Source organism: Streptomyces sp. HM190 (genome assembly GCF_009857135.1).
Taxonomy (GTDB): Bacteria; Actinomycetota; Actinomycetes; order Streptomycetales; family Streptomycetaceae; genus Streptomyces; species Streptomyces heilongjiangensis.
The window spans coordinates 1,278,040-1,296,391 of sequence record NZ_CP047318.1 but is presented as its reverse complement, the minus strand read 5'-3'; the positions used below and the strand labels follow the sequence as shown (position 1 = coordinate 1,296,391).

Annotated in this window: 19 protein-coding genes; 12 read left to right on the top strand and 7 right to left on the bottom strand. The window is 71.5% G+C overall.

Annotated features, from left to right (window positions below):
- Window positions 1-257 precede the first annotated feature (257 nt).
- Both GSY65_RS05125 and GSY65_RS05120 read right to left on the bottom strand, forming a co-directional pair.
- Window positions 258-914: an FMN-binding negative transcriptional regulator gene (locus GSY65_RS05125; protein WP_159766173.1), complete on the bottom strand. Its 657-nt coding sequence runs from the start codon at window positions 912-914 to the stop codon at window positions 258-260.
- Complete coding sequence (locus GSY65_RS05120; protein WP_159766172.1) at window positions 914-1,600, bottom strand: pyridoxamine 5'-phosphate oxidase family protein; 687 nt, start codon at window positions 1,598-1,600, stop codon at window positions 914-916. The genes GSY65_RS05125 and GSY65_RS05120 overlap by 1 nt, the downstream gene beginning before the upstream one ends.
- A gap of 35 nt (window positions 1,601-1,635) precedes the next feature.
- Between GSY65_RS05120 and GSY65_RS05115 the strand changes: the two genes are divergently transcribed.
- Complete coding sequence (locus tag GSY65_RS05115; RefSeq protein ID WP_159766171.1) at window positions 1,636-2,967, top strand: aminotransferase class I/II-fold pyridoxal phosphate-dependent enzyme; 1,332 nt, start codon at window positions 1,636-1,638, stop codon at window positions 2,965-2,967.
- A 162-nt stretch (window positions 2,968-3,129) separates the two neighbouring features.
- Here the strand turns inward: GSY65_RS05115 and GSY65_RS05110 are convergent, their stop codons facing one another.
- Window positions 3,130-4,059: a DMT family transporter gene (locus GSY65_RS05110; RefSeq protein WP_159766170.1), complete on the bottom strand. Its 930-nt coding sequence runs from the start codon at window positions 4,057-4,059 to the stop codon at window positions 3,130-3,132.
- A gap of 75 nt (window positions 4,060-4,134) precedes the next feature.
- Here GSY65_RS05110 and GSY65_RS05105 point away from each other — a divergent pair, with 75 nt between their 5' ends.
- A complete protein-coding gene (locus tag GSY65_RS05105) occupies window positions 4,135-5,040 on the top strand; it encodes a LysR family transcriptional regulator (RefSeq protein WP_159766169.1) in 906 nt (301 codons plus the stop codon).
- Window positions 5,041-5,207: 167 nt separating this feature from the next.
- Here the strand turns inward: GSY65_RS05105 and GSY65_RS05100 are convergent, their stop codons facing one another.
- Window positions 5,208-5,675, bottom strand: coding sequence for a pyridoxamine 5'-phosphate oxidase family protein (locus GSY65_RS05100; RefSeq protein WP_159766168.1), 468 nt, complete (start codon window positions 5,673-5,675; stop codon window positions 5,208-5,210).
- A 154-nt stretch (window positions 5,676-5,829) separates the two neighbouring features.
- On the opposite strand from GSY65_RS05100, the gene GSY65_RS05095 reads away from it, so the two are divergent.
- Window positions 5,830-6,495, top strand: a complete 666-nt coding sequence (locus tag GSY65_RS05095) for a cysteine hydrolase (RefSeq protein WP_159766167.1) — start codon at window positions 5,830-5,832, stop codon at window positions 6,493-6,495.
- 14 nt (window positions 6,496-6,509) lie between these two features.
- On the opposite strand, the gene GSY65_RS05090 is transcribed toward GSY65_RS05095, so the two are convergent.
- The 3 genes from GSY65_RS05090 to GSY65_RS05080 all read right to left on the bottom strand — a co-directional run bounded on the left by GSY65_RS05090 (window position 6,510) and on the right by GSY65_RS05080 (window position 10,166).
- The gene (locus GSY65_RS05090; protein ID WP_159766166.1) at window positions 6,510-7,010 is read right to left on the bottom strand and encodes a Rieske (2Fe-2S) protein; all 501 of its coding nucleotides are present in this window, start codon (window positions 7,008-7,010) and stop codon (window positions 6,510-6,512) included.
- A 532-nt stretch (window positions 7,011-7,542) separates the two neighbouring features.
- On the bottom strand, window positions 7,543-8,829 hold the full coding sequence (locus tag GSY65_RS05085; protein WP_159766165.1) for a cytochrome P450: 1,287 nt from the start codon (window positions 8,827-8,829) through the stop codon (window positions 7,543-7,545).
- A 17-nt stretch (window positions 8,830-8,846) separates the two neighbouring features.
- Window positions 8,847-10,166 carry a glutamine synthetase family protein gene (locus GSY65_RS05080; RefSeq protein ID WP_443043286.1) on the bottom strand — a complete coding sequence of 440 codons (1,320 nt, stop codon included), beginning with the start codon at window positions 10,164-10,166 and terminating at the stop codon, window positions 8,847-8,849.
- Between the two features lie 348 nt (window positions 10,167-10,514).
- Here GSY65_RS05080 and GSY65_RS05075 point away from each other — a divergent pair, with 348 nt between their 5' ends.
- The 9 genes from GSY65_RS05075 (at window position 10,515) to GSY65_RS05035 (ending at window position 18,317) form a co-directional block, all read left to right on the top strand.
- Window positions 10,515-10,703, top strand: coding sequence for a ferredoxin (locus GSY65_RS05075; protein WP_126396150.1), 189 nt, complete (start codon window positions 10,515-10,517; stop codon window positions 10,701-10,703).
- Between the two features lie 2 nt (window positions 10,704-10,705).
- Window positions 10,706-11,926 (top strand): NAD(P)/FAD-dependent oxidoreductase, encoded by a 1,221-nt coding sequence (locus tag GSY65_RS05070; RefSeq protein ID WP_159775631.1) that lies wholly within the window; start codon window positions 10,706-10,708, stop codon window positions 11,924-11,926.
- Window positions 11,927-11,928: 2 nt separating this feature from the next.
- Window positions 11,929-12,735, top strand: a complete 807-nt coding sequence (locus GSY65_RS05065) for an acetoacetate decarboxylase family protein (protein ID WP_159766163.1) — start codon at window positions 11,929-11,931, stop codon at window positions 12,733-12,735.
- A 35-nt stretch (window positions 12,736-12,770) separates the two neighbouring features.
- The gene (locus GSY65_RS05060; RefSeq protein WP_159766162.1) at window positions 12,771-14,234 is read left to right on the top strand and encodes an aldehyde dehydrogenase; all 1,464 of its coding nucleotides are present in this window, start codon (window positions 12,771-12,773) and stop codon (window positions 14,232-14,234) included.
- Entirely contained in the window at window positions 14,227-15,150 is a 924-nt protein-coding gene (locus GSY65_RS05055; RefSeq protein ID WP_159766161.1) for a 3,4-dihydroxyphenylacetate 2,3-dioxygenase, read from the top strand. The genes GSY65_RS05060 and GSY65_RS05055 overlap by 8 nt, the downstream gene beginning before the upstream one ends.
- On the top strand, window positions 15,143-15,988 hold the full coding sequence (locus tag GSY65_RS05050) for a fumarylacetoacetate hydrolase family protein (RefSeq protein WP_159766160.1): 846 nt from the start codon (window positions 15,143-15,145) through the stop codon (window positions 15,986-15,988). The genes GSY65_RS05055 and GSY65_RS05050 overlap by 8 nt, the downstream gene beginning before the upstream one ends.
- A 47-nt stretch (window positions 15,989-16,035) precedes the next feature.
- Complete coding sequence (locus GSY65_RS05045) at window positions 16,036-16,638, top strand: TetR/AcrR family transcriptional regulator (RefSeq protein WP_159766159.1); 603 nt, start codon at window positions 16,036-16,038, stop codon at window positions 16,636-16,638.
- A gap of 238 nt (window positions 16,639-16,876) precedes the next feature.
- Complete coding sequence (locus tag GSY65_RS05040; RefSeq protein WP_159766158.1) at window positions 16,877-18,073, top strand: cytochrome P450; 1,197 nt, start codon at window positions 16,877-16,879, stop codon at window positions 18,071-18,073.
- A 31-nt stretch (window positions 18,074-18,104) separates the two neighbouring features.
- Window positions 18,105-18,317, top strand: a complete 213-nt coding sequence (locus tag GSY65_RS05035) for a ferredoxin (protein ID WP_159766157.1) — start codon at window positions 18,105-18,107, stop codon at window positions 18,315-18,317.
- Window positions 18,318-18,352: the final 35 nt, after the last annotated feature.

The following is an 18,352-nucleotide window of genomic DNA, read 5'->3' as shown; positions in this document are numbered from 1 at the left end:
GGGGACGGGGACGGGGAGAGGAGAGCGGGGAGCGGGTCGAGGGGGCTGAGCGGGCTGAGCGGGCTGAGCGGGCTGAGCGGGCCGAGCGGCGATGGCGGCCTCAGGGCCTTGATCCGACCGTCGGTCCTGACCTGCCCTTCAGCCCTGAACCGCCCCCGGCCCTTGCTCGCCCCCTCGGCTTTGCTCGTCCCCCCGGCTTTGCTCGTCCTTCAGACGCGGCATGCACCCTTCGGCCTTCACTCGCCCTCCGGGCCGGTTCAACTCGACGGTGGCCAGATGCCCCTGCGGTTCAGCTGGTGGTTGCGTGCGGCCTCGTCGTGCGGGCCGCCTCGGGTCGAGAGGCCGGCCACGACGCGGTCCTGAACCGGTTCGGGGCGGTGGGCGGCGTACTTGAACTTGGCGCGTACGGAGGTCACTTCGAGGCGCAGGCCCCGGATGCCGGGGAGGAGACGGCCGTAGGGCGCCTCGTCGGCGGCCGCGGTGGCGGAGCCGCCCTCCGGCTGGAAGTGGGCCAGCTGGCGGTTGAGGAGAGAGGCCTTCTCCGCCGGGTCGTCGACGACGTGGGCCGTGCAACGGAGCTGGACGGCCGCGTAGAAGCTGGTCGGAGTGCCGTGTTCCGGTGGGGCGTCCGGTGGTGCCTGCCAGGGGCCGGGGATGTAGACGTAGTCGTCCACCACGCTCAGGACGACGTCGGGCGCGGCCTCCAGCGCCGGCCACAGCGGGTTGAGACGGGCCAGATGGGCGAGGGCGACACCGTGTTCGCCCACGTCGGGGTCGTAGGAGAAGTGCAGCGGCTGGACGTGGGGCGGCTCGCCGGGCAGGCCGTTGACGGCGAGCTGGCCGAAGTCGCGGGCGGCGAGCCAGAGCCTCCATTCGCTGTCGTCGCGTGGGGCGTCCCAGGGGTGGATCAGCATCACAGACCCTTGAGGTACGCGGGGAGTTCGATGCCGGGCGCCAGGTCGGGCGACGGGATCGGGGCCTCGTAGCCCTTCCGCAGGGGGACGACGCCGGCCCAGTGGGGGAGGGAGAGGTCCTCGGGTTCGTCGTTGACGCCTCCGGTGCGGGTCTTGGCGGAGACCTCGTTCAGGTCGAGCCTGATCACGGACGTCGCGGCGAACTCCTTGGCGTTGGCGGGCCGCGAGTCCCGGGAACGGCCGGGGACGACGTGGTCCACCAGGGCGTCCAGGGCGATCCGCCGCTCCTCGGGGTCGGTGACCTGGTGGGCTGTGCCGTGCACGACCACGGAGCGGTAGTTGATCGAGTGGTGGAAGCCGGAGCGGGCCAGGATCAGGGCGTCCACGTGGGTGACCGTCAGGCACACCCGGAGGCCGGGGTCCGCCTGCCCCGTCATCCGCAGCGGACGCGACCCGGTCGAACCGTGCACGTACAGGGTCTCGCCGACCCGGCCGTACAGCGTGGGCAGCACCACCGGCGCGCCGTCGCGGACGAAGCCCAGGTGGCAGACGTACCCCTCGTCGAGTATCGCGTGCACCACCTCCTTGTCGTACGAGGCCCGCTGCGGGGCCCGGGTGGGGACCGTGCGGTCGGTGGCGGCGTAGGCGGCCGGTGTCGGTGTCGTCGACTGCGGGGTCCCCGTCATTGCGCTCTCCATTGCACTAGTGCATACTTGGCTTTGTGCTAGGAGAATATACGATCGTTGGTCGGGGCGCAGCCGAGATCGCGGCCAGCGTCGAACGCGCGGTGGGGGCCGGGGAGTTGAATCCGGGACAACTGCTGCCTCCTCTGCGGGAGTTGGCGGCTCGGCTGGGGGTCAACCCGAACACGGTCGCGGCCGCCTATCGCACCCTGCGTGAGCGCGGGGTCATCGAGACCGCCGGGCGGCGGGGCAGCCGGGTGCGGCCGAGGCCCGCCACCACCGGGCGCGAGTGCATCCGGGTCGAGGTGCCGGAAGGCGTGCGGGACCTCGCCGACGGCAATCCGGACCCCGCGCTGCTCCCGCCCCTCGCTGGCGCGTTCGGGGCCGCCGCCGAGCAGGGCGACCGCGAGCCCGTGCTGTACGGGGCCGGGCCCGTCGAGCCCGAGCTGGCGCGGATCGCCCGGGCCGATCTCGACGCCGACGGGGTGCCGGACGGGCCCGTCGCCGTCACCTCCGGTTCGCTGGACGCCATCGAGCGGGTGCTCGCCGTGCACCTCAAACCCGGGGACGCCGTGGCCGTGGAGGACCCCGGGTGGGGGAGCGTCCTCGACCTCGTTCCGGCGTTGGGGCTGCGGATCGTGCCGGTCGGCGTCGACGACGACGGGCCGCTCCCCGAGGACGTACGCCAGGCGCTCGAAGGCGGGGCACGCGCCCTCATCGTCACCGACCGGGCGCAGAACCCGACCGGCGCTGCCGTCGGCGCCGAACGCGCGCGTGCCCTGCGTGCCGTGCTGGGGGAGTACCCGGAGACCCTCCTCGTCGAGGACGACCACGGGTACCGGATCGTCGACCAGCCCCTCCGTCCCCTGGCCGGTGTCACGCGCAGTTGGGCCTTCGTGCGGTCGGTCGCCAAGGCGTACGGCCCCGATCTGCGGCTCGCCGTACTCACCGGGGACGCCGCCACCCTCGACCGGGTCCGGGGGCGGCAGCGGCTCGGACCCGGCTGGGTGAGCCGGTTGGTGCAGCGTGCCGTCGTCCGGCTGTGGGCCGACGGGGTGGTGGACGCGCCGGTCGTCGCGGCGGCGTACGGGCGCCGCCGGGACGCGCTGATCGCCGCGCTCGCCCGGCGCGGGGTCCAGGCGTGCGGCTCCAGCGGGATGAACGTGTGGATCCGCGTCCCGGACGAGACCGGCGCGGTCGCCCGCCTCCTGCACGCCGGCTGGGCCGTGGCCCCCGGCGCCCGCTTCCGGATGAACGCGCCGCAAGGGATCAGGATCACCGTCTCCACACTCACGGAGGAGGAGATCGAGGAAGTGGCGGACGCGGTGGCCTCCGCGGTGGAGCCGGGGGTGGCGGGCGGGTACGCGTGACGGGTCCGGTGCGCGGGACGGGACGGGACGGGTGCGCGGGTGAGGTGCGTGGGTGAGGTGCGCGGGTGACGTCCGTGGGGGGAGAGGGGCGTGAAGGCGCGGGCGTCAGCACCGGACCGCGAGTGCCGTCCGCGGGCCCGGGTACCGTCGGCCGTGGTCGTCTCAGGTGCGGGGTCTCGCCTGGGTCAGGGCCGCGCCCGCCAGGACGATCGCCGCGCCCACCGGGGTCGACCAGGTCAGGGATTCACCGAGGAGCACCACGCCGGCGGCCGTGGCGATGACCGGGATGAAGTAGGTGACCATCTGCGCGGTCGTCGGGCCGACCTCGGAGACCAGTCCGTACTGGACAAGCATGGCGACTCCCGTGCCGAGGGCGCCCAGCGCGATCACGGCCAGCAGGGGAACAACCGGGAAGTGGCTCGGCAGATTCGTGAACAGCGGTGTGACCACGGCGAGTTGGACGGTGGCCAGGAGGAGCTGGGCACCCGTGAGGGAGAGCGGGGAGTGGTCGGTGCCGGCCAGGGTGCGGCGGACGTAGATCCAGCCGATCGGGTAGCTGAGGGAAGCCAGCAGGGCCATCGCGGTGCCCCTCGGGTCGAGGCCGTCGAAGCCCTGCCAGGCGCCGAGGACGGTGAGTACACCGAGGAAGCCGAGGCCCAGACCGGCGACCCGCACCCGCGTCGGCCGGTCCTCGGAGAGCGCCACCAGCGACAGGGCCATGCCCCACAACGGGGAGGTCGCGTTGCAGATGCCGGCGAGCGTCGACGGGATCGTCAGCTCGGCGTAGGCGAAGAGCGAGAACGGCAGGGCGTTGAGGAGGAGCGCCGCCACCGTCAGATGCCCCCATGTGCGGGCGCCGCGCGGCAGCCGCTGACGCTTCACCGCCATCGCCGCCGCCAGGACCAGCGTGCCGAAGACCAGCCGCCCGAAGGTCACCTGGAACGGCGCGTAGGCCGCCGTGCTCACCTTGATCAGCAGGAAGCTGAAGCCCCAGATCAGGGAGAGAAAGCCGAAACGCAGGCGCCAGTCGACGGTGGTGCGGCGCTCCGCGGAGACAGGGGAAGGGGCTCGGGTGGGCGTCGCCGTGGTCATGCTTGACACCATGCTCCGCAAGGATCTCGTAGCACAAGCGAGATTTCATGAGCTGATTCTCGTAGCATCACTTACATGTTGAACCTGGAGCGCCTGCGCACCCTCGACGCCCTCGCCCGGCACGGCTCGGTCAGCGGTGCGGCGGACGGCCTGCACGTGACCACGTCCGCCGTCTCCCAGCAGATGGCGAAGCTGGAGCGGGAGGTGGGGCAGCGACTGCTCGCCAAGAACGGCCGCGGAGTGCGGCTCACCGACGCAGGACGGCTCCTCGCCGACCACGCGGCGCGGATCCTCTCCCAGGTCGAGCTGGCCCAGTCCGACCTGGAGGCCCAGCGGGGCCAGGTCGTCGGGGAGCTGCGGCTCGCCGCGTTCCCGACGGCGGTGCGGGGGCTGTTCCCCGCCGTCTTCCGCGCGCTCGGGGCCGATCATCCGGCGCTGCGGGTGCGGTCGCGGGAGCTGGAGCCGGAACTCGCGATCCACGCGGTGGTGCGGGGCGACGCCGACCTGGCCGTCGTCCTCGACTGGTACAACAAACCGCTGCCCGTGCCCGAGGGACTCGCCCGCGCCTCGATCCTCGACGACCCGGTGGAGGTCGCCCTGCCCGAGGACCACCCGCTCGCCGGGCGGGACGACATCGACCTGGAGGAGCTGGCGGACGAGGCGTGGGTGGCGTGGCCCGAGGGCGAGTTCTGCCACGAATGGCTGCTCTACACCCTGCGCGCGAACGGCATCGAGCCCCACATCGCCCACCGGGCCGGTGAGCACCACACCCAACTCGCGCTGGTGGCAGCCGGGTTGGGCGTGTGCATCGCGCCTCGGCTGGGACGGGACCCGATGCCTGCCGGGGTGCGCACCGTGCCCGTACGGCACCGGGTCCACCGCAGCGTCTACGCCGTATGGCGCGCCGACGCGGACCGCAGGCCGTCCATCAGGGCGGCCGTCGAGGCACTCAGGGCGGCCGGGGCCGCGTACGGGACGTAGGACGGTCTTCCGCTCTCATGCCGGGCGCTCGTCATGCCGGGCGCTCTTCATCCGTCCTGTTCGTCATCCGTCCTGCTCCTCGTGCTTCCCGCGTGGATGTGCCAGCGGCGGAGTGTGTCCGCCGGGTGCTCGGCTGGTCGGTCGGCGTCCCGGTGAGCACGCCCCGGTCACTGCGCAGCGAGCTTGCGGAAGTCCCAGGACGTGATCGCGTCCGGGGTCAGGCGCAGCCAGGCGTGCCGGCCGTCGTGCGGCATGTCGTCGATGTCGAAGTTCTTGCGGGCGAACAGGCGCTCCACCTCCACCAGTTCGGCGAGCGGCTCGCCCGTGCGGGGAACCTCGCCGACCACCTCGACGGTGCCGGACAGCTCGACCCCCCGCAGCTCGCCGTAGTCCTCGCCCGCGTCGACCACGACGGCGACGCGCGGATCGCGGCGCAGCTCCGACCAGCGCTTGCTGCGGGTGATCGAGTACAGCCAGAGCGAGGTGCCGTCCCAGACGAACCACAGCGGGCTGACGTGCGGCGCGCCGTCGGCCGAGACCGTCGCGACCCGGCAGGTGCGCTGCGCGCCCAGGAACGCGTCCAGCTCGCCGGGCTCCATCATGATCTTCCGGCCCCTGCGCTGAGTGACGGCCATGGAATTCCTCTCCTCTGACGTGGGATCAGATGAGCATGGGTCGTCTTCCGTCCCCGCGCAAGAGGCGTTACGCTCGCCCGCCCCGGTCACCGGCACCCGTTGCCGCCGGTCGCCCGCCCGGCTCTCGACCTCGCTCGAAACCCTGGGGGACACCATGCCGTCGAACGCGCACGAGCCGAAGAGGCAGCGGGAGCTGGACGGACTCCTCGACCCCGGCACCACCGCGCTGCTCACCGTGGAGTGCCAACAGGGCGTCGTGGGACCGGACGGCGCCCTCCCCGAACTCGCCGAGGCGGCCCGCTCCTCGGGGGCGCTCGCGAACGTGGCCCGGCTCGTCGCCGCCGCCCACGCGAGCGGGGTCCAGGTCCTGCACGCGGTCGCCGAGCGACGGCCCGACGGGCGGGGCGCCAACCACAACGCCCGCCTCTTCCGGGCCGCGGCGCGGCTGCCCGTACGGCAGCTCACGGGAACCGCGGCCGTACGTGTCGCACCGCCCATCGAGGTCGCCGCGGAGGACCTGGTCGTCCGGCGGCTGCACGGGCTGTCCCCGCTGGCCGGCACCGACGTCGACGCGTTGCTGCGCAACCTCGGCTGCCGCACCCTGATCGTCGTCGGCGTCTCCGCCAACGTGGCCGTGCCCAACGCCGTGTTCGACGCGGTGAACCTCGGCTACCGCGTCGTCGTACCCGGGGACGCCATCGCGGGGGTGCCTGCCGACTACACCCCCGCGATGATCCGCCACACCCTCGCGCTGGTCGCCACGGTCGCGACCACCGCCGAGGTCCTGGCCTGCGTCGAACGGGCCGGGCGGCGGACCTGAGCGTCCCGGGGGCGTCAGGCCAGCGTGATCGACGTCCCGCTGACCTTGATCTCCTTGGCCGGCAGTGCCTCCGTCGCCGGGCCGCTCTTCACGCTGCCGTCGACGATCGAGAAGTTGCTCTGGTGGCACGGACAGTTGATCACCCCGTCGGCGACCGTCTTCACGGCGCAGCCACGGTGGGTGCAGGTCGAGGAGAACGCCTTGAACTCGCCCGCCTTCGGCTGGGTGACCACCACGTTCTCGTCCTCGAAGATCTTGCCGCCGCCCTCCGGGATGTCGCTGGTCTTGGCCAGCTCGGTGCCGCCCGACGCCGCGTCGTCGCCTCCGGTGCCGCCCCCGCTCGTGCTGCCGCCGCTCGCGGAACCGCTCGCGTCGCTGCCGGAGCCCGACGAGCCGGACGAGTCGTCGCCCGACCCGCACGCGGTCAGCGCGACGGCGAGCCCCGCCACACCGGCCGCCGCCATCATCGTGCGACGGGCAGGTTCCGAAGCGGGTGTGATCGTTTCGCTGCTCATGCGGACGAATCCCTCCGAGATCGCTTTGCACTTTCGCCCATGGATACGGCCACGGCGTGCTTGAACGTTCAGACAGGGGCCCATCTTGGTCTGTCCGGCATCACGATCGCGTCAAGTGAAGCTGTCTCGGACCTGTCGATCCCGAGGTCGGCGCGCCCCGGCGTAACGCTGCTTGGGCCGCGGACCAGGAGAGCGCCGTACCCGTCGGCACGCGCCCGGGCCGCGGAGCGGCTACGACGCGTGGACGCCTCCGACGCGTGGACGCCTCCGACCGGTGCCCTCGCGTCCGCCACCACCGTTTCGCCGATCGAGGAACTGATCCGTCGCCACGTGCTGCAACCGCTCGGGGGCGAGGACGTGACCGTCGAACCGCCCGCCGAACGACGTCCTGTCTTCAGGGGTCTGCTCCGCCGGGCGCGTCCGCCGACGAGGGCCGAGCGTCTGCGAAGGCGGACGTGAGGGAGCGCTCGTCCGGACGGGGTGCCTCGCCTGCCGCAGTCGTGCGGGCGGGTGCGGCAGGCGAGGCGGGTGATCAGGCGAGGGTCACCTCCACCGGCAGCTTCTTGATGCCGTTGACGAAGTTGGAGCGCACGCGCGGGACTTCGCCCGACAGACGGATGTCCGCGATCCTCGGGATCAGCTCCTCGAACATGATGCGGATCTCGGTGCGGGCCAGCAGGTTGCCCAGGCACAGGTGAGGGCTGCCCTTGCCGAAGGTCACATGGTCGTTGTCGGCGCGGGTGACGTCGAAGTCGTACGGGTTGCCGAAGACCTCCTCGTCACGGTTGCCGGAGGCGTACCACATGACGACCTTCTCGCCCTCCTTGATGTGCTTGCCGCCCAGTTCCACGTCGCGCGTCGCGGTGCGGCGGAAGTGGTAGACGGGCGAGGCCCAGCGCAGGAACTCCTCGACCGCGACCGGGATCAGCGACGGGTCCTCCTGGAGGCGGGCCAGCTGCTCGGGGTGCTGGAGGAGGGCCAGCATGGAGTGGGTGATGGTGTGGCGGGTGGTCTCGTTGCCGGCCACGACGAGGAGCAGGAAGTAGTTGTCGAAGTCCTGCGCGGAGAGCGGCACCCCGTCCCGGGGGGTGGTGTTGACCAGGCGGGACACCAGGTCGGTGCCGTCGCCGCCGCGCCGCTGCCGGGCCAGTTCGCGGCCGTACTCGAAGACCTCCAGCGAGGCGGGGGAGCGGAAGGGCAGGTGCCGGTACTGCTCGCTCTCCGCGCTGTCCAGCAGGACGTCGGCGTAGTCGGGGTCGGTGTTGCCGATGATGCGGTTGCCCCAGTCGATGAGCTGCTGGTTGTCCTCCGGCGGTACGTCGAGGAGCCGGGCGAGGACGTTGATGGGGAAGTCGGCGGAGACCTCCTTGACGAAGTCGAAGGTCCCCTTGGCCAGCGCCGCGTCCAGCGTGGTGGCGGTCAGGCCGCGCAGGAAGTTGGTGTAGCTGTTGATGACGGTCGCGCCGAACTGGCGCTGGAGCAGACTGCGCAGCGCGCGGTGGCGTATGCCGTCCAGTTCCAGGATGGAGGCACGCGTCTTGATCTGGTCCTCGTCGACCTCTTCGAGGTTCACGAACTTCGTCGAGGTGAAGGTCTCCGCGTCGCGGTCGACGCGGGCGATGTCGGCGTGCCGGGTCACCGCCCAGAAGCCGGAGTTGGGGGCCTCCTCGGGCTGCCAGTGCACCGGGTCCTCGTGGCGCAGGGTGTGGAACATGCGCCACGGGGTGATCCCGTCGGTGAAGTTGTCCAGGTCGGCGAGGTTGACGTCCGCCAGCGGCAGGGGTTCGTGCACGGCGGCGGTCGGGGTCTCGGTCGTCATCGGATGGCTCCCAGTCGTCACAGGTGGTAGGCGTACTCGGTGAACTCCCAGTCGGTGACGTGCCGGTGGAAGCGTTCGGTCTCGTTGCGCTTGTAGGAGAGGAAGGACGCGGTGAACTCCTTGCCGAGGACGTCGGTCAGTTCGGTGTCCGCCTCCAGGGCGTCCAGCGCGGTCGGCAGGCTCATGGGCAGCACGGCGGCCCTGCTGGTGTCGTAGCCGTACCCCTCCAATGGGGAGGGCGGCTCCTCGCCGGCCAGCACCCCGAGCAGCGCGGCGGCGATCGTGCCCGCGATCAGCAGATAGGGGTTGGCGCTCGCGTCACCGAGGCGCAGTTCGAGCCGGGCGCCGGAGCCGCGCTCGGGCGGGATGCGGACCATGGCGCTGCGGTTGTCCAGGCCCCAGTCGATGAGCCACGGGGCGAGGGTGTCCGGGCCGAAACGCTTGTAGGAGTTCACGGTCGGGTTCGCCAGCGCGGCCAGTGCCGGGGCATGGGCGAGGATGCCGGCGACGGCGTGCCGGGCGGTGGACGACAGCCCGTACGGCCCGGCGGGATCGTCGAAGGCGTTGCCGCCCTCGTCGTTGTCGCAGGACAGGTGGAGGTGGAAACCGGAGCCTCCCGCGTCGTTGAACGGCTTGGCCATGAAGGTGGCGAGTCTCCCCTCCTTCCGGGCCAGCTCCTTGACCGCGGCCTTGAAGAGAAAGGCGCGGTCCGCGGCGGAGAGTGCCTCGGAGTGGGTGAGGTTGATCTCGAACTGGCCGCCGTCGAACTCGTGGTTGCCGCTGGTCGCGCCGATGTTCATGTCCCGCAGCAGGCGCAGCGTGCGCAGCAGGTGGTTGTCGCCGTCGGCGCGCAGACCGGCGGTGTAGACGACGCCGGCGGCGCCGGAGTAACGCTGCCAGCCGCTCGGGGAGGCAGGGGCCTCGTCGCAGAGGAAGTATTCGAGTTCGGGGCCGACCACCGGACGCAGCCCGTGTTCGGCACACCGGTCGAGCACGGTGCGCAGCAGATCGCGGGGTGACTCGGGCGCGTTCGTACCGGTGGCCGGGTCGGTGACTTCGGCGAGGCAGGCGGCGACCCCCGGTTCCCAGGGGAGGGGAACCAGGCTGTCCAGGTCGGGGCGCACGGTGATGTCGGGCAGACCCGCGTCCAGACCTCCGGAGACGGGGACCACGTCGCCCACGGGGCTGGTGTGGTAGACCGCCCGGCAGAAGGCCAGGCCGTGGTCGCAGGCCGACGGCAGGTGGTCCAGCAGGATGTCGCGAGCGCGGTCGGTGCCGATGAGGTCGGGATAGGTCACGCGCACCACGTCGATGCCCTCGGCGGCGAGCCGCTGCATGTGCTGACGGAGGCTGGGGGTTGGGGTTGCGCTCACCGATGTCTCCTCGGGCGCTTGGGGTGGATGGCGAGGGAAGTCAGAGGCCGGTGCGGAGTGGGGACCCACGGGCAATTTGTTTGGTGCCAAACGGTATGGGTGCTGCGGGCGCCTCGCAAGGGGGGTCGGAAAAAAATTATCCGCATGGATAGGTATTGACCAGGGGTGGGTGGCTTCCTATGTTGTTTGAAGCCAAATGAGTAAGGGTCCGGTCAGTCACCGGACCCTTGGCCGGGGCCCGGCAGACAGCGGCCGGGCCCCTCTTCTTCCCTCGCCCCCGCCCCGACGCCCGCACATTCAGGAGGACCGGCCATGAAGGTCGTCGTCGACATGAACAAGTGCCAGGACCACGGCCAGTGCGTCTTCGCCGCCCCCGATGTCTTCTCCATGGACGACAGCGGCCACCTGGCCTATGTGTCCGACCCCGACGACGCGCTGCGTGACGAGGTCGAGGAAGCCGCCGACGTGTGTCCGCTCCAGGCCATCCGCATCGAGGACTGATGATGAACGCACGCATCGTCGTGGTCGGCGCCTCCATGGCCGGCCTGCGCGCGGCCGAGCAGGTGCGGGCCGCCGGCTGGACCGGAGCCATCACGCTCGTCGGTGACGAGCCGCACATGCCCTACAACCGGCCGCCCCTGTCGAAGGAGGTCCTGGCCGGCAAGGCCCCCTTCGAGTCCCTCGCCTTCCGCCCGCGGGCGAGCGTGGCCGACGCGGAGTGGCGCCTGGGCACCCGGGTCGTCGCCGCGCGGCTCGCGGAGAACACCGTCGAGTTCGACGACGGCGAGGCGCTCTCGTACGACGGCCTGGTCGTCGCCACCGGAATGCGGCCCCGGCGCCTGCGCTGCCCCGGCCCGCTCGTCGGCCGGCACACGGTCCGCACCATCGACGATGCGCAGGGCCTGCGACAGGCCCTCACCAGGCCCGGAGCCCGCGTGGTCGTCGTCGGGGGCGGCTTCATCGGCTGCGAGGTGGCCGCCACCGCCCTCGCCCTGGGCGCCCGTGAGGTGACCGTCGTCGACCCGCTGCCCCTGCCGATGGTCGGTCCCCTCGGCGAGCTCCTCGCCAAGGCCCTGCTCAGGCGCCACGAGGAACGCGCCGTGCGCTTCGCCCTCGGCACGGGCGTGACGGGCTTCACCGGCGACGACCACGTCACCGGCGTCGCGCTCGGCGACGGCACCGTCCTGCCCGCCGACGTGGTGGTCGAGTCGGTCGGCTCGGTCGCCAACACCGAGTGGCTGGACGGCAACGGTCTCGACCTGAGCGACGGCGTGCTCACCGACGAGCACCTGCGCGTCGGCGGCCGGCCCGACGTGGTGGCCGTCGGTGACGTCGCCCGCTTCCCCAACGCCCGCTACGACGGTCTGCCGCGCCGGGTGGAGCACTGGTGCATCCCCACGGACACCGCCAAGCACGCGGCGAAGACCCTCGTCGCCGGCCTGACCGGTGCCGACCACGTCCTCTCCCCGTTCGCGCCGCTGCCCACCTTCTGGAGCGACCAGCACGACTTCCGCCTGCAGTCCTTCGGGGCGCCCGTCCTCGGCAAGGAAGACGTGCGCGTGCTCGAAGGCGATCTCGACGGTGACGTCGTCGTCGGCTACCACTCCGGTGGCCGGCTGGCCGGTGTCGTCGCCCTCGGCGGCCAGGCCGCGGCGGCCGCCGCGGCCCGATACCGCGCCGAACTGCTCAAGCAGCCCGCCCTCACCGCCCAAGGATCTCGCTGATCATGACCCCTGTTCGTGGATTCTTCTCCCCCAAGACGGCGAGCGGAGCCTCGTCGCTGATCCCCTCGCCGCCCTGGCGCTACTCCGGGGACCTGCTCACCGTCGAGTACCGCACCGACCCGGCGCGCGTGCGTGAGCTGCTTCCCGAGCCCCTGGAACTCGCCGACGAGGACCCCGGCGCGGTGGCGCTGATCTGGGCCGACTGGCAGTCCTGCTCGGCGTCCGGCGCGGAACTGCTCGACCCGGTGCTCTCCCAGTACAAGGAGGCCTTCGCGGTCGTCCGCTGCAGGTACCGGGGACAGACCTACTCGCGCTGCGTCTACATCTGGGTCGACAAGGACTTCGCCATCGCCCGCGGACTGCACCAGGGCTACCCGAAGAAGCTCGGCTCGATCCACCAGACCCGCCCCCACCCGTACGGTCCCGCGCCGCGCATCGAGGCGGGGGCCCGTTTCGGCGCGACGCTCGCCGCCGCCGACCGGCGCCTCGCCCACACCGTGGTCACCCTGCGCGAGCCGTCGGAGACGAACGGCTTCGTCAACGCCCATCCGATGGCCCACCACCGCTGGCTGCCCTCCATCGAGAAGGGCAAGGGCCTGGCCCTGGACGAGCTGATCGAGTCCGGTGCCGCGTCGTTCGAGGCGGGACAGGCATGGCGCGGCGACGCCGAGCTGGAACTGTTCGAAGCACCCACCGAGGAGCTGGCCCGCCTGGAGATCCGCGAGCCGATCGCCGCCTACTACCGCCAGGTCGGCGTCGTCTGGGACGGCGGCCGGCTGCTGGAATCCGGCACCTCCGGCGCCGAGTAGACCCCCACCACCTCGCGAGACCGGAGGAACAGAGCATGAGCCAACACACCATCACCGTGGCCGGGGTCGCCGTCGACGCCCGGCACTGGATCGGCGGCGAACGCGTCGCCTCGACCCGGACGTTCCCGGACGTCTCGCCCATCGACGGCAGCACGATCGGCGAGATCTCCCGGGGCACGGCCACGGAGGCGGCCGCCGCCGTGGCCGCCGCGAAGGCCGCGTTCCCCGCCTGGGCCGCCACCTCCCGCGCGGAACGCGCCCGCATCCTGCACGCGATCGCCGGCGGGGTCGAGAAGCGGATCGAAGAGCTCGCCATCGTCGAGACCACCGACAACGGGGCCCTGCTGCGCTCCCACCGCCGCGGCGTGATGCCGCGCGTGGCGCACAACTTCCGCTTCTTCGCCGACTGGCTGCTCCAGCTGGACCACGAGGACTTCGACACCCGCGGGCACACCAACCACGTCAGCTGGGACCCGGCCGGCCCCTGCGTGCTGATCACCCCGTGGAACGCCCCGCTCATGCTGGCCACCTGGAAGGTCGCGCCGGCCCTCGCCGCCGGGAACACGGTCGTCCTCAAGCCCGCCGAGTGGTCGCCGCTGACGGCCTCCCTGCTGGCCGACATCGCCGCCGAGGCCGGGCTGCCGGCAGGTGTCCTCAACGTCGTCCAGGGGTACGGCTCCGAGATCGGCGACGCGCTGACCTCGCACCCCGACGTGCGCCGCATCAGCTTCACCGGTTCGGTGCCCACGGCCAAGCGCATCGCGGAGTCGGCTGCCGCGCACCTCACGCCCCTGAGCCTCGAACTGGGCGGCAAGTCGCCGCTGCTGGTGTTCGCCGACGGGGACCTGGACCTCGCCGTCGACCTGGCGGTGGAGCAGTACGACAACGCCGGCCAGGTGTGCCTGGCGGGCACCCGGCTGCTGGTCGAGGAGCCGGTCGCGGAGGAGTTCACGCGCCGGTTCGTCGAGAGGGCGAGCGCGCTGAAGCAGGGGGATCCGCGCGACGAGGCCACCGACATCGGGCCCAACATCCACCCCCGGCAGCTGGAGAAGATCGACGGGTTCGTGCAGCGGGCGCTCGCCGCCGGGGCCCGTGCGGTGATCGGCGGCCACCGCAAGGAGGACCAGTACTACGCGCCGACCCTGCTCACCGACGTCGCCCCGGACGCGGAGATCGTGCAGGAGGAGGTCTTCGGACCGGTCCTCACCCTCCAGACCTTCACCGACGAGGAGGAGGCGGTCCGGCTCGCCAACGGCACCCGGTTCGGACTGGCCGCCACCGTGGTCACCGGCGACCCGGAGCGCGCCGAGCGGGTCACCGCGCGGCTGGTCGCGGGCACGGTGTGGGTGAACTGCTTCTTCGTCCGCGACCTCCAGGCCCCCTTCGGCGGCTCCCGGCTCTCCGGGGTCGGCCGCGAGGGCGGCACCTGGAGCTTCGACTTCTACTGCGACGTCAAGAACACCGTCACCGCCCCGAAGGGATGGAAGGACCATGGGTGAGATCGTCGGGGCGGGCCTGCTCGCCCACGTCCCCACCATCGTGCTGCCCGAGGAGGCCCGGCTGGAGCTCAACGGGGGCAAGGAGATCACCCTCGTCACCGGCCTGCACCAGCTCCGCGAGGACGTCTTCGCCCGCGACGACTACGACACCGTCGTCGTCCTGGACTCCCACTGGGCCACCACCGTCGAGTTCGTCGTCACCGCGCAAGCCCGCCGGGCCGGCCTGTTCACCTCCGAGGAACTGCCGCGCGGGATGTGCCGGATGCCGTACGACTTCCCCGGCGACCCCGAACTCGCCGCCAACATCGAGAAGTTCGCGGACAAGCACGGTACCTGGATCACCGCGATCGACGACGAGTACCTGCCGATCTACTACGCCACCATCAACCTGTGGAAGTTCCTCGGCGAGGGCCTGCCCGACAAGCGGTGGGTGACCACCGGCGTCTGCCAGACCGGTGACATGGAGGACCACCTGCGGCTCGGCCGCGCCCTGGCGGACGGTATCGCCGCCACCCCGGGCCGGCGCGTGCTGCTGATCGCCTCCGGCGCACTGTCGCACACCTTCTGGCCCCTGCGCGAGCTGCGCGACCACGAGGCCAGCGACCCCGTGCACATCTTCACGCCCGAGGCCCGCGCGGCGGACTTCGAGCGGATCGCCTGGTTCAAGGAGGGCCGTCACGACAAGGTCCTCGACACCATGGACGCGTTCTGGAAGTACAAGCCGGAGGCGAAGTTCTTCCACTACCTGATGATGGCCGGAGCCCTCGGCGAGCGCGCCTGCGTCGCCAGGGCCCGACAGTACGGCGAGTACGAGAACTCGATCGGCACCGGCCAGGTTCACCTCTGGTTCGACCGCCCGGAGGGCGGCTGGACCGGCAGCCCCACCACCACCTCCCTGGAGTCCACCCATGCCTGAGTACCGCCGCATCCTGCTGGACGGCGCCGCCGTCCAGGTCACCGTCGACGGGGAAGAACTCGTCGCCGGGGACGGCCGCCGCGTCAAGACCCAGGACGCACAGCACCTGCCTCCGGTGGTGCCGTCCAAGGTGATCGCCGTCCACCTCAACCACCGTAGCCGGGTCGACGAGTTCGGCATCGAACTGCCGGACACGCCCACGTACTTCCACAAGCCGACCTCGGCCCTCAACTCCCACCGGGGCGCGATCGTCCGCCCCGAGGGCTGCAAGTGGCTCAACTACGAGGGCGAGGTCGCCATCGTCATCGGCAGAACCGCGCGGAACATCTCCCCGGCCGAGGCGGGCGAGTACATCGCCGGCTACACCGTCGCCAACGACTACGGCCTGCACGACTTCCGTGACACCGACGCGGGCTCCATGCTCCGGGTGAAGGGCTCCGACACCCTCTGCCCGCTCGGTCCGGGACTGGTCACCGACTGGGACTTCCGCGGCAAGAGCCTGAGGACCTACGTCAACGGCAAGGTCGTCCAGGACGGTACGACCGACGAGATGCAGTGGGACATGCACTACCTCGTCGCCGACATCGCCCGCACCATCACCCTGTACCCGGGCGACGTACTGCTGTCGGGCACACCGGCCAACTCCCGGCCCGTGCAGCCCGGCGACGTCGTCGAGGTCGAGGTGGAGGGCCTCGGCCGGCTCACCAACCACATCGTCACCGGCCCCACCCTGATCCGCGGCGACGTCGGCGCGCAGCCCACCGAGTCCGAGGAGGTGCTGTCCACCGCGCTCGGCGGCGACTGGGAGTTCCGCGGCATCCGCCCCCCGAAGCGGTGACCCCTGCGGCGCTCTGCCGGCCCCGGCGTACGGGTAGGGTCGCGTGCATGAGCGATTCCGTCCAGAAGCCGCCCGCCAGGCCCCGCAAGCGTGTGGACTACGGGACCGGCCGTGAGGCCCTGCTCAACGCGGCCGTGCGCGTGGTGGCCCGTGGCGGGCTGCGCAAGCTCACCTATCGTGCCGTCGCGGAGGAGGCGGGTGTCACGCACGGGCTCGTGGTCCACCACTTCGGTTCGCGCGACGCGCTGATCGAGGCAGCCCTCGAACACGCGGTGCGCACCAGCGCGAGCACGAGTTCCCTGGAACCGGGCACGGGCGACATCGCTGACTTCGCGGCGGGGCTGGCGGACATGGTCACCCGTGAGCCGGCCCTGCAGACCTTCCAGTACGAGCTGATGCTCGAATCCCGGCGCCGGCCCGAGCTGCTGCCGCAGATCCGCGCACTGTACGACGAGTACTTCCAGGCCACGGAGAGGGAGTTGTCCCGCAGCCTGCCCGAAGGGACCAGCCCTGCCCTGACCCGGCTCGTCTTCGCGGCCCTGGAGGGCCTCGTGCTGCACCAGCTGGTGCTCGACGAACCGGACGTCACGGAGGCCGCGTTGAAGGAGCTGCGGTCCCTGCTGACCCGGCCGCCCGTGTGCGCAGAGTAGTCACCTCCTCACCATCCCTGCCGTCACGGCAGGTCAGGACGAGCCCCCGTCGCCATGCGACGGGGGCTCGTCCGCTTCCGGCTGCGTGAAGAGTCGATATGCGGGCCGCGAGGTATTGACGAAACTATCCGAGTGGATAATTCTCGACCGGAGCGGGGCCCCGATCGCCCCTCCCTGTCTCTTCCTCCCCTCCCGAGCTCCCCCTCCGCCTCGCGCCCGATACGAGGAGTGCCACACCATGACCGTCACCACCGCCGGACCCGCGTCCGCCACCGAGGACCTGCTGCCTTTCCGTGACCCCGGCTTCCGCGCGGACCCGTACCCGTACTACGCGCGGCTGCGGGAGGAGCACCCCGTCTACCGGCATCCGCTCGGCCTGTACGTCGTCTCCCGCTACGAGGACATCGCCCGGCTGATCCGCAACCCCACCCTGAGCGTGCAGCGGCTCGACTTCGGGCCGGCCGCCCCGATCCACCACACCATGCTCGGCAAGGACGCCCCCGACCACACGCGGCTGCGGAGGATCACCAACCGCTGGTTCACGCCCAAGGCCGTCGAGGAGTGGTCCACGGTGATGCGTGCCTCCGTGGAGGCCGTGCTCGACGAGGTCGAGAAGGGCGACGGCACCCTGGACGCGGCCGACGGCCTCTCCCTGAAGTGCGCCTTCGACACCACCTGCCACATCTTCGGCATCGAGCCGACCGAGATGGACACCATCCAGCGCAGGACCTACGAGATCGGGCTGAGCCTGGGCCCCGGCGGCAACGACGAGGAGGCCCGCGCCACCACGGAGGCGTTCGGCTGGTTCGCCGAGCACATCCGCCGGCTCGTGGCCGACAAGCGGGCCCACCCCGGCGAGGGACTGATCGACGCCTTCATCGCCGCGCAGGACGAGGGCAGGATGACCGAGGAAGAGGTCGTCCACACGATCTTCCTGTTCTTCGCCGTGGGCCACCTCGACGTCAAGCACCTGATCAACCACGGCATCTGGCTGATGACCCAGCGCCCCGAGCTGTTCGCCGCCTACCGGGACGAGCCGGAGGCGCGGCCCGGCATCATCAACGAGATCCTGCGCATCGACACGCCGGAGTCGATGGTGGTGCGCCTGACCACGCAGGACACCGTCATCGGCGACACCACCGTCCCGGCCGGAGAGGCGCTGGCCCTGCTCATCGCCTCCGCCAACCGCGACCCCGAGGTCTTCGCCGACCCCGACACCTTCGACCACACCCGCCCCCTCGCCGCCGGCCAGCACCTGGCCTTCGGCTCCGGCATGCACGGCTGCGCCGGCCAGGTCCTGGCCCGCGCGGAGGCCGACATCGTCTTCAGCTCGATCGTCAACCGGTTCTCCGGTGTCGAGCTCGCGGGCCGGCCCGCCTACGCGCACACCGAGTTCCTGCGCACCATCACCCACCTCCCCGTCCGTTTCCGCTGATCCCCGACCCTTTCGAGAGGCAGGAGCCGTCATGAAGGTCGAAGTCGACCTCAGGAAGTGCCAGGACCACGGCCAGTGCGTGTACGCGGCCCCCCACCTGTTCGCGCTGGACGACGAGGGGCGTCTGTCCCTGCGCTCGGAGGCCACCGACGTCTACGTGGCCGACGTGGCCGAGGAGAGCGCCGAGGAACTGTACGAGGCCGCCGAGGTCTGCCCGCTGCAGGCCGTCACGGTGCACGAGTAGACGGGAACGCGGCATGCCACCGATGGCGTCCGGCC

Excerpts from the sequence above, each read along its gene's own strand:
- GSY65_RS05125 (WP_159766173.1), bottom strand. The coding sequence starts at position 914 with ATGCTGATCCACCCCTGGGACGCCCCACGCGACGACAGCGAATGGAGG.
- GSY65_RS05055 (WP_159766161.1), top strand. The coding sequence starts at position 14,227 with ATGGGTGAGATCGTCGGGGCGGGCCTGCTCGCCCACGTCCCCACCATC.
- GSY65_RS05050 (WP_159766160.1), top strand. The coding sequence starts at position 15,143 with ATGCCTGAGTACCGCCGCATCCTGCTGGACGGCGCCGCCGTCCAGGTC.
- GSY65_RS05105 (WP_159766169.1), top strand. The coding sequence starts at position 4,135 with ATGTTGAACCTGGAGCGCCTGCGCACCCTCGACGCCCTCGCCCGGCAC.
- GSY65_RS05040 (WP_159766158.1), top strand. The coding sequence starts at position 16,877 with ATGACCGTCACCACCGCCGGACCCGCGTCCGCCACCGAGGACCTGCTG.
- GSY65_RS05085 (WP_159766165.1), bottom strand. The coding sequence starts at position 8,829 with ATGACGACCGAGACCCCGACCGCCGCCGTGCACGAACCCCTGCCGCTG.
- GSY65_RS05080 (WP_443043286.1), bottom strand. The coding sequence starts at position 10,166 with ATGCAGCGGCTCGCCGCCGAGGGCATCGACGTGGTGCGCGTGACCTAT.
- GSY65_RS05065 (WP_159766163.1), top strand. The coding sequence starts at position 11,929 with ATGACCCCTGTTCGTGGATTCTTCTCCCCCAAGACGGCGAGCGGAGCC.
- GSY65_RS05045 (WP_159766159.1), top strand. The coding sequence starts at position 16,036 with ATGAGCGATTCCGTCCAGAAGCCGCCCGCCAGGCCCCGCAAGCGTGTG.
- GSY65_RS05070 (WP_159775631.1), top strand. The coding sequence starts at position 10,706 with ATGAACGCACGCATCGTCGTGGTCGGCGCCTCCATGGCCGGCCTGCGC.
- GSY65_RS05095 (WP_159766167.1), top strand. The coding sequence starts at position 5,830 with ATGCCGTCGAACGCGCACGAGCCGAAGAGGCAGCGGGAGCTGGACGGA.
- GSY65_RS05035 (WP_159766157.1), top strand. The coding sequence starts at position 18,105 with ATGAAGGTCGAAGTCGACCTCAGGAAGTGCCAGGACCACGGCCAGTGC.
- GSY65_RS05110 (WP_159766170.1), bottom strand. The coding sequence starts at position 4,059 with ATGACCACGGCGACGCCCACCCGAGCCCCTTCCCCTGTCTCCGCGGAG.
- GSY65_RS05060 (WP_159766162.1), top strand. The coding sequence starts at position 12,771 with ATGAGCCAACACACCATCACCGTGGCCGGGGTCGCCGTCGACGCCCGG.
- GSY65_RS05090 (WP_159766166.1), bottom strand. The coding sequence starts at position 7,010 with ATGAGCAGCGAAACGATCACACCCGCTTCGGAACCTGCCCGTCGCACG.
- GSY65_RS05120 (WP_159766172.1), bottom strand. The coding sequence starts at position 1,600 with ATGACGGGGACCCCGCAGTCGACGACACCGACACCGGCCGCCTACGCC.
- GSY65_RS05075 (WP_126396150.1), top strand. The coding sequence starts at position 10,515 with ATGAAGGTCGTCGTCGACATGAACAAGTGCCAGGACCACGGCCAGTGC.
- GSY65_RS05100 (WP_159766168.1), bottom strand. The coding sequence starts at position 5,675 with ATGGCCGTCACTCAGCGCAGGGGCCGGAAGATCATGATGGAGCCCGGC.